The 8,420-nt window shown below is 47.6% G+C and carries 4 protein-coding genes; all 4 read right to left on the bottom strand.

Annotated elements, in window-relative coordinates; all coding sequences use genetic code 11:
* Nucleotides 1–69: 69 nt before the first annotated feature.
* On the bottom strand, nucleotides 70–375 hold the full coding sequence (locus ADH49_RS04255; protein ID WP_048690060.1) for a DUF4298 domain-containing protein: 306 nt from the start codon (nucleotides 373–375) through the stop codon (nucleotides 70–72).
* Complete coding sequence (gene addA / locus ADH49_RS04250) at nucleotides 372–4,052, bottom strand: helicase-exonuclease AddAB subunit AddA (protein ID WP_048690057.1); 3,681 nt, start codon at nucleotides 4,050–4,052, stop codon at nucleotides 372–374. Before addA ends, ADH49_RS04255 begins: the two co-directional genes overlap by 4 nt.
* Nucleotides 4,049–7,327, bottom strand: a complete 3,279-nt coding sequence (gene rexB / locus ADH49_RS04245; RefSeq protein ID WP_048690054.1) for an ATP-dependent nuclease subunit B — start codon at nucleotides 7,325–7,327, stop codon at nucleotides 4,049–4,051. The genes addA and rexB overlap by 4 nt, the downstream gene beginning before the upstream one ends.
* A gap of 134 nt (nucleotides 7,328–7,461) precedes the next feature.
* Complete coding sequence (locus ADH49_RS04240) at nucleotides 7,462–8,226, bottom strand: CPBP family intramembrane glutamic endopeptidase (RefSeq protein ID WP_048690064.1); 765 nt, start codon at nucleotides 8,224–8,226, stop codon at nucleotides 7,462–7,464.
* Between the last annotated feature and the right edge of the window lie 194 nt (nucleotides 8,227–8,420).

Here is an 8,420-nt window from a genome sequence, read left to right as displayed (position 1 = left end):
GCGGAGGTGGGACGACGAAATCGAATTCTAACGAATTACCGATTTCTGTCCCACTCTCTTTTTGTGTTCTTATCGTTCTTTTAACATCTTAGTCGCAAGGTCTAGCATTTCCACTGCCTTTTGGTAGTGCTCGTCCAACAAATCGTAGACGGCATCTTCCGATAAGACGCCACAGTAGACCTCTTCAGGAAAGTCTGGTTGATTGGACAGTTCGACATCCTCCATGTAGACCTGGCTAGTGTAGTAATCGCGAAGGGCGATATAGCGAGACTGGCCAGCTTCCACTCGTTGCAAACAGGCTTCAAGCTCTTCGATTAAGCCTTGGTAGGCGTTGAGATGGCCTTCCATCTCTTGGATTCGTTCGATAGGGGTCATGATTGTTCCTTTTTATCTGCTAGAGAAACGACTTGCAATTGCTCTCCTCCTAGTAGGATCAAATACGATTCGATGCAGTCTACACCATAGGAGCGACGGAGGGCTTCTGCGTAGAGTTCCAGTTGGGCTTGGTAGCGATCTAGCATGTCCTGAGGGTTGCGGTAACGATCTGTCTTGTAGTCAAAGAGAAGGATCCGATCTTCCAGAAGCAGGTAGCCGTCTAAGATCCCCCGGACCACAAAGTCCTGTCCACTAGTTGGATCCGTCTTGAGCATGGCAAATGGGGCTTCACGATGGACCTTGTCTGCCTCCTTGAGCAAGAGTTGGCCCAAGTCAGTCTGGAAGAAGGCCAAGACCTTCTTGAGGTCGATCCGCTCCTTGACTGCTGGGCTGGCATTGACCTCTTTGAGAACCATTGCTAGGCTATCCATCGTTGGCATCATCGTCAATGGAATCCGTTGCATCAGTTCGTGTAGGGCACTACCGACTGCTGCCCCTGTTACAGCTTCTTCCTTGCCGAAGTTTGGAAAGTCAAAGCTTGGTAATGGGACATCCGCTTTTTCCATGAGGTCCACTCCTTCCATATCTTGGATGGGTTCATAGAATTTTTTAATTTGACTCGGTGTCCGCACACTTGGGAGTTGGATAGCAGCTTGGTACTGGGTATTGATCCGGTCCACAGATTCTAAGACATCCAGGGCACGACGAATCTCTTCTGATTGGCGGTTGTCCTTGAGGTCATCGACTGGGAGAGACGTCTTCAACTCTAAGTGACCGATTTGCTCCGGCGTCAAGTCTTGGTCGGTCACAAAGCGAGTCTGATAGGCCAAGTGTTGCTGGGCAAAGACCGCCTGAATAGCGTAGAGCCAGTCTTGGAAACAATTGATCTCCTTGCGAAGAGCTGGGCTCAAGCGTCCATTGACACTGGCTCCCCATTTTCTCTCTTCCAACTTATCCTGCCGCCCCTTACCGACCAAGTAGAGCTTGCACTCTGCACGGGTCATAGCGACATAGAGGAGGCGCATCTGCTCCGACAAGGCTGCCAGACGAATTTCCTCGACATTTCGCTGGTAAGGCAGAGTCTCAATGACCAATCGAATATCTTCTGGGAGGCCAGGCTGGTCATTTTCAACGGGAAGACTAGCCACATACTTGATGCCGACTCCGTTTTTCCGACTGATGACAGCATTGGTAGACAGTTCCTTGCCGACAAACTTTTTATCGGTGTTGAGGATAAAGACATAGGGGAACTCAAGTCCTTTGCTCTTATGAATGGTCATAAGCTGGACAGCATCCTTAGGAACTGCCTGGGCCACATTGGCCAAGTCGTGCTGATTTTCCAAAATCTTATCAATCATGGAAATAAAGCGAGGCAACCCCTTGAAGCTAGAGCTTTCGAAGTCATTTGCCCGAAGGGTCAAGGCATAGAGATTGGCCTGCCGTTGGGCACCATTTGGTAAGGCACCTACATAATCATAATAGTGGCGATCTTGGTAAATCTTCCAAAGCAGATCGTAAAGGGAGTGCGTCTGGGCATAGTCACGCCAGGCATCCAGTGTCTCCATAAAGCGAGTGAGTTTCTCTTTTAAGCTCGCATCGATCAACTGAGGAGCACTTCCAGTCTGGTCTAAGGCAAGTTGCAGTTTCTCATAGAGATTTTCTGCTTTTTTGCCTTCACCTCTCTGTAAGGCTAAACGGGCCAACTGGTCCTCGTCAAATTCAAACATGGCTGATTTCATGAGGGCCACCAAAGGATAGTCCTGTAAGGGATTGTTAATGGTGCGGAGGGTATCCAAGAGGACCATGACCTCAACAGACTGGAGGTAGTTTTCCTCTCCCCCGTCCGCAACGATAGGAATCTGATAGGCTTCAAAGGCTGAAAGAACCTTGTCGTTACGGGTCCGAGAAGCCGTTAAAAGCGTCATATCCTTGAAAGGTACCCCCTCTTCGTTGTGGAGTCGGATGATCTCCTTGATGACCAAAAGGACTTCACCTGAGGATAGACTATCCCCTTCTTGCTCTTCTTCACCTGTTTCATCCGCTTCCTGACTGCCATCATAGAGCAGGAACTCTGTCTCATAGGCCGGTGTCGGCTCTTTCTTCTCTGGATTGCCTGCAATCAAGCGATGGCTCTGGTCATAGAGAATTTCTCCAACTTCCTCATCCATGAGGCGTTCAAAGACATGGTTGGTCGCTTCTAAAACCTCTACATGGCTTCGGAAATTCTCCTTGAGCAGAATCAACTTGCCATCTGCCCCTTCTTCTTGGTAGGCCTTAAACTTGTCATTAAAAATCTGGGGATCCGCCTGACGGAAGCGGTAGATAGACTGCTTAATATCTCCCACCATGAAGCGGTTGTGTCCATTGGACAAGAGCTCCAACATCCGCTCTTGAGTATGGTTGGTATCCTGGTACTCATCGACCATGACCTCGTGGTAGCGCTCCTGATAGAGCTTGCGGATTTGAGGAAATTCTTCTAGAATCTGGATGGCAAAATGGCTGATGTCGCCAAATTCAAAGGCATTTTCCTGCTTCTTGCGCTCCAAATATGCAATCGAGAAAGCTTGGACAAAGTCCCTGAGCAAGACTAGCAAAGGCAAGGGCTCATCCTTGAAGCGAATCTGATAGGTCAATTGGTAGTGCTGGGAAGCTGCTGCCCGCAAGGCTTCGATGCGTTCTTTACGTTCGTCATTAAAGGTAGTAGCTAACTCTTTCAGGTCTTCCTTTCGTGTCGTGATGGTCAGGCTTCGTCCTCCACTGGCACGGGAGATCAAGACCACCCGCTCCAAGACCTCAAAAATCGCTTCCTGACTAGATTTCTCATTGAGACTAGCAATCAAGTCTTGAATAGCGGTGACATTTTCTTGGTACTTGGCTCCTGAAAAGGCTTGTCCTTCATTGGCCAGATGGAAGGCAAAGAAAGATTCCAATTCAAAGAGTTGCTCTTTTACCTCTTGGGCTAACTGGTTCAAGGCTTCATCATAGTCCAGATCCCGATAACCTTTGAGAAAGGACTCCTCCAACCAGGTGAGAGGATCCGCAGTGGATTGCAGGAAGTCTACTAGGGCGTAAACTTGGTCCTTAAAGCCTGCTAGCGACTTGCCCTTTCCTGTAAAGTTCTTAACTAGACGACTAAAGAGGCGGTCAGGCCCTTGCTCCTCATAAAAGGGTTCAAAGACCTGTTCAAAACAGTCATTCTTGAGTAAGGACTGCTCGCTTGCACTTTGAAGGATGCGGAAGGTCGGCGAGAGGCCCAATAAATAGCCGTATTTGGAGACCAGTCGCTGCGTGAAGGCATCCATGGTTCCGATATCACTAGTTGGTAATTCTGCGATTTGTTGGGCCAAGTGGTGCTTGAGCTCCTCATCCTTGGTAGACTTGAGGCTCTTCTCTAACTCTTTTTCTAAGCGTTCCTTGAGCTCAGTCGCTGCCTTGACGGTAAAGGTCGAGATGAACAATTGCTGGATAGAAATCCCCCGATGCAACTGATCCAGGATCCGTTGAACCATGACGAAGGTCTTCCCAGAACCAGCCGAAGCCGAGACCAGGATATTGGTCCCTGACGAATAGATGGCTTCTATCTGCTCAGGGGTCCGTTTTTGTTCCTTGTTAGACTGGGCCTCCTGGATTTTGAGGTCTTGAATCTGAACGGGACTTAAAAATTCAATTGGTTTCATTGATTCAATTCCTCCTTCATTTTTTCTATCCAGGCCTGGCGGAGCTTGTCACCAACTGGGCGTTTCTCGTACTGTCTTGGATCCAGTTTCTCCAAGAAACGGGCTTGTCCCAAGTGGAGATTGGCTTCAAATCCCGTAATCGATTTGTATTGTTCTACATATGGAGCAATGCTTCGACCATTTTCAGTATAAGGGTTGATAGCAAAGTCACCCGATAAGATGCCCTGGGTTGCTTGTTGATAGAGATGGGCATTGTAGAGTAAGAGCAGATCTAGCTCCTCTTGACTCAGCAACATGGCCTTGTTTTTCTCATAGCTCTCCCCTAATTGACTGGCTTGGTCTGCCAAGAAGAGCCCCTTATACTGCTGGGATTTTAGGACGGCTTGGACAGCATCTTCGACCGCCTTGGTATCCTTGAGAGGCACCAAAGGATCCGTCATCTGCAAGTACATGGCGCCGAAAATTCCCTTGTCAGGATCAAAAACCTGAAAGTCTTTGATAGCAGACAGATAGGTTGGCAGCTGGGAGTTGAGGCCATTATAGAACTTCTCAAAGTTAAACTTGGTCTCACTGGACTTGTAGTCCACCACTCCCAAGGCCCCTGTGTCAGACAGCCGATCAATCCGATCGACCTTGCCCTTGACCAAGAGCGGACGACCATCTTCTAAGGTTAAGAAGGGACGATCTTCTCGGCCGAAGAGAGCTTCTTCTCCAATGGTTTCAATACTGTCATTGTGAGCGAGGACACGACCAGTCGCCCGAGCTGTATCCAGGAGCAATTCTTTTGAAAAAGCGGCCATAGCATTCTCCTGATAAAGGAGAGCAAACTCTGTCTCCTGGCTGGTTTCGCGAATGGCCTTGGTCAAACGCTCATCAAAATCCCCTTCTGAAGGATCTTTCAGCACCCGTTCAAAAATACGGTGCAAGAAATTCCCATGGCTTCTCGCGTCTGGGCGCAAGTGCCACTCCTCCTGCAAACCTAGGACATAGTGGAGATAATAGCTGTATTGGTTTTGGTAGTAGGTGTTGAGAGCTGAGGCAGATAAAGACAGAGCCTGCCCTTTTGGATAAAGGACTTCCAGCGTCTCATCCTCTAAGACCTTGGTCGTCAAGCTGTGGCTGATTTGTGGGATATGCAAGCCTTCTGAAGCCAATTTCTTCCGAAGAACGCGAATGGCAACTGCCCAGAAGGTCGCTTCTTCCTTGCTCAACTCCTGGTCAATTTCTCCCTGGTGCAATTCAATCAGTCGAGCTAAGAGGGCCTGGTAAGACCCCATATCTTCACTAGAGGCCCTTGCCTTCTTCTCAATGACGGGTAGAGCAAGCGGTGCCTTGGTCAGCTCAAGCAAGTAAGAGGACATCTTATCGTCCACCTCATTGACAAGAATAGGGCTGGACAAGACCAGCTGTTTGGTGGCCGCATTGAAGAGAGATAGGGCGACGAAGCGATTCTTCCGTAAGTTGTCCTGACTGGCAATTTGGAGATTAGCCTGTTGGTCTGAAGCTCGGTTCAGGACCTGACGCTCCTCATCCGTCAGCAAGGATTGGTCCTTGGCAATCTTAGGGAAACGCTCCTGGGTCAAGCCAATGGCATAGACATAAGGAGCTGATAAGGGCTCAATCAAATCATAGGACTGGACTGTCACTACATCCACAGTCGCTGGGACCGTTCGATAACTTGCCAACAAGATCCCTGACAAGAGAAGGCTAAGAAAATCATCTAAGGTCACCTTGATTTGATCAAAGACCTGGGCAAATTGTTCTAGCACATGGCTAAAGGACTTCCAGACCTGGTCATAGCGTTCCATTTCCTGTTCAGAGCCACGACTGGCTAACTGTTGCATGTTTTGCGCCAACTGGGCATCTTGACAAAACTGGGCAAACTTTTTCACTAGGCCCTGGCTGGTCTGGCTCTTGGTCTTGTAAAAATCCTGCAGGGGATTGATGACTTGCTGGCGAATCTGGTTGAGACGCTCTAGATCAAATTTGTCCTGGTGGTTGGCTGTAAAGTCACGAGAAAAGGCAGCCAGGCCCTTGATCTCCGCAAAGCGAACATATTGTTCGAAATGGTCAATGTCCTCTCGTGTTAGCGTCCCATAGAGCCCCGTCTTCAAGAGATTGACCACATCCTCGGTCAAAAACCGATAGCGACGAAGACGGTCCAAGGATTCCACCCATTGGACCAGGGGATGCTGGGACATGGACTCACTCTTTCCAAGATAAAAGGGAATCTGGTACTGGTCAAAGATGGTCTTGAGCTGGAGCTGATAAGCATCCACATCCCCCAAGAGGACTCGAATATCTTTGTAACGAGCGCCCTCATACAGGTGCTGACGAATGGAGCGGGCTACAGCCTCAAGTTCTTCCTTTTGATGGTTACAGGTCCAAATCTCTACTGCTTCTCTGTCTTGATCAGACAGCTCACCTTCTACCTCTGTAAAGTCATAACGAGCTTCCAAGATCCGCGTTATACGACTAAAGGCATCCTCTTTTCCTTGACCGACATAGCTTGGCGTGACCTGGTAGGTCCTAGCCAAGTCTAGCAGGAAGTCCACACTGGCCTGGTAGAGGTTTCCTTCACGAAAGGTCGAGCGATAGGCTTTCTCACTGGCGTATGCCCCAATAATGATCTCTACGCCCTTGTCGTGCAGTAAATGAACCAGGTAGTCCTCCTCGGCTGAGAAACGGGTAAAGCCATCAATCACTAAGGCCAAATCCTTTAACTCCTCATCCAAATCTCCCTTGATAAGATGAGAGGCAAAACTAGCCAACTTAGACTCAGACTCAAAAGAACCTGCAACTAACTGGTCTTGAACAGCCTTCAAGATATGGACCAAGTCTTCTCTCTTCTCCTGATCTGGCAAGGCATCCAAGTCGGATGCTGTCATCTGGGCTGTCTGCAACTCATGAAAGAGCTGGATCAATTGTTGGATAAACTGGGGATCCTTCTTAAGACGGGCATAAACCTTGAGCTCTTCATCCGGCATTTGAGAAAGCACCTTAAAAAAGAGCATGCCGAGACCGATATCATCGAGCGACTGCTGCTGGTGGCTTTCATTAAGTGTAAAATAGCGTGCCATCTGAGCAAAGCGCGTAATGGTGATGGCAAAAGAAGCCTTCTGATCTAGGAGTTGCAAGACTTTGCGCTCCTTCTCAAAAGATAGAGAGTTGGGCGCGATATAAAAGACCCGCTTCCCTTCTTCAACCAATCGATTGGCCTCATCCACCAAGACCTGGGTTAAAGGGGTTCGAATATCTGTATAGACTAATTTCATAATGTTAGGATTCCTGTAAAATGATAGTTCTATTATACCATCTTTGCGCCTTTTCTACAGGGATTTTCCCATCATTCAGGAGTTTCAAAGCAGATAAAAAACTGGACAAAACGTCCAGTTTTTCAAGGATTTTATTAACTCCCCCAGTTAATCAAGAGATAGAGCAAGCTAGATCCAAACATATCGGCCAAGGCATGCATGAGGAAGAAAGGCAAGAGGTTTTTTACCACCTTCTTATACATAACGTAATAAAAGAGTCCATAGACAACTCCAATTACCACTGCCCAGAGCAAGCCCTGGTAGGTATGGAAGGAAACCCGTATCAAAGTCGAATAAGCCAGCGCCCACCACTTGTACTTATCATTGACAGAAGTCATTAGTCCCAGAAAGAAAAATTCTTCATAGAATCCATTGAGTAAACCATAGGCAATGGCCATGGGACTAAGCGCTAGGAACTTGTGGATAATCTGTATGGGATTGATATATGGGAGTAGGGTAATGTTAAAGTAATCATACTCTCCACTTACTGTCGTTACAATGTCCCCAATGAAACCAACGATGGCAAAAAGAAAGGGAACCCAGAGCAAGGTCGACCACTTAAAACGGATCGGTAGTTGCTTGAAGTCAAAACTCCGCAGAAGCAAGTAACCTACTGCTAGGGCTAAAAGCATCAGCTGTAAAGTAAAGTTACTCGAATAGGCAGTTCCTTCTCTGGCTGTTTCAGTTGTCGTTTCTGCGACACTGGTCACCGTTTGAGCAACTGGTTGAAGACTGGCAAGGAAGAGTTCTGTAGACCAGACAATAAACTGCCCAAACATGATCGCAGTCACAATAGCGATATCATACCATTTGAGCTCTTTTAATGGCTTTTCAGGTCGTATAAATTTAAGAATATTCATCATTCATCCTTCTATTCCCATAATGGAAGTATTATTTGATAATTTCACAATAAAAGAATATGCTTAAAGAAACTTTAATTCTTAGCTAGTAATAAAATCGTATCAGTAAAGAGGCTGAGACAAAAGTCCTAGCCTCTCAATTGTCTTTAGATTGTCGAGCAAGACGCAGTGGTTGAGTGGGCTCTACTACGCTG

It is taken from the genome of Streptococcus sp. 400_SSPC (genome assembly GCF_001072745.1).
In the GTDB taxonomy this organism is placed as follows: domain Bacteria; phylum Bacillota; class Bacilli; order Lactobacillales; family Streptococcaceae; genus Streptococcus; species Streptococcus xiaochunlingii.
This window is presented reverse-complemented; position numbering and strand designations above follow the sequence as displayed.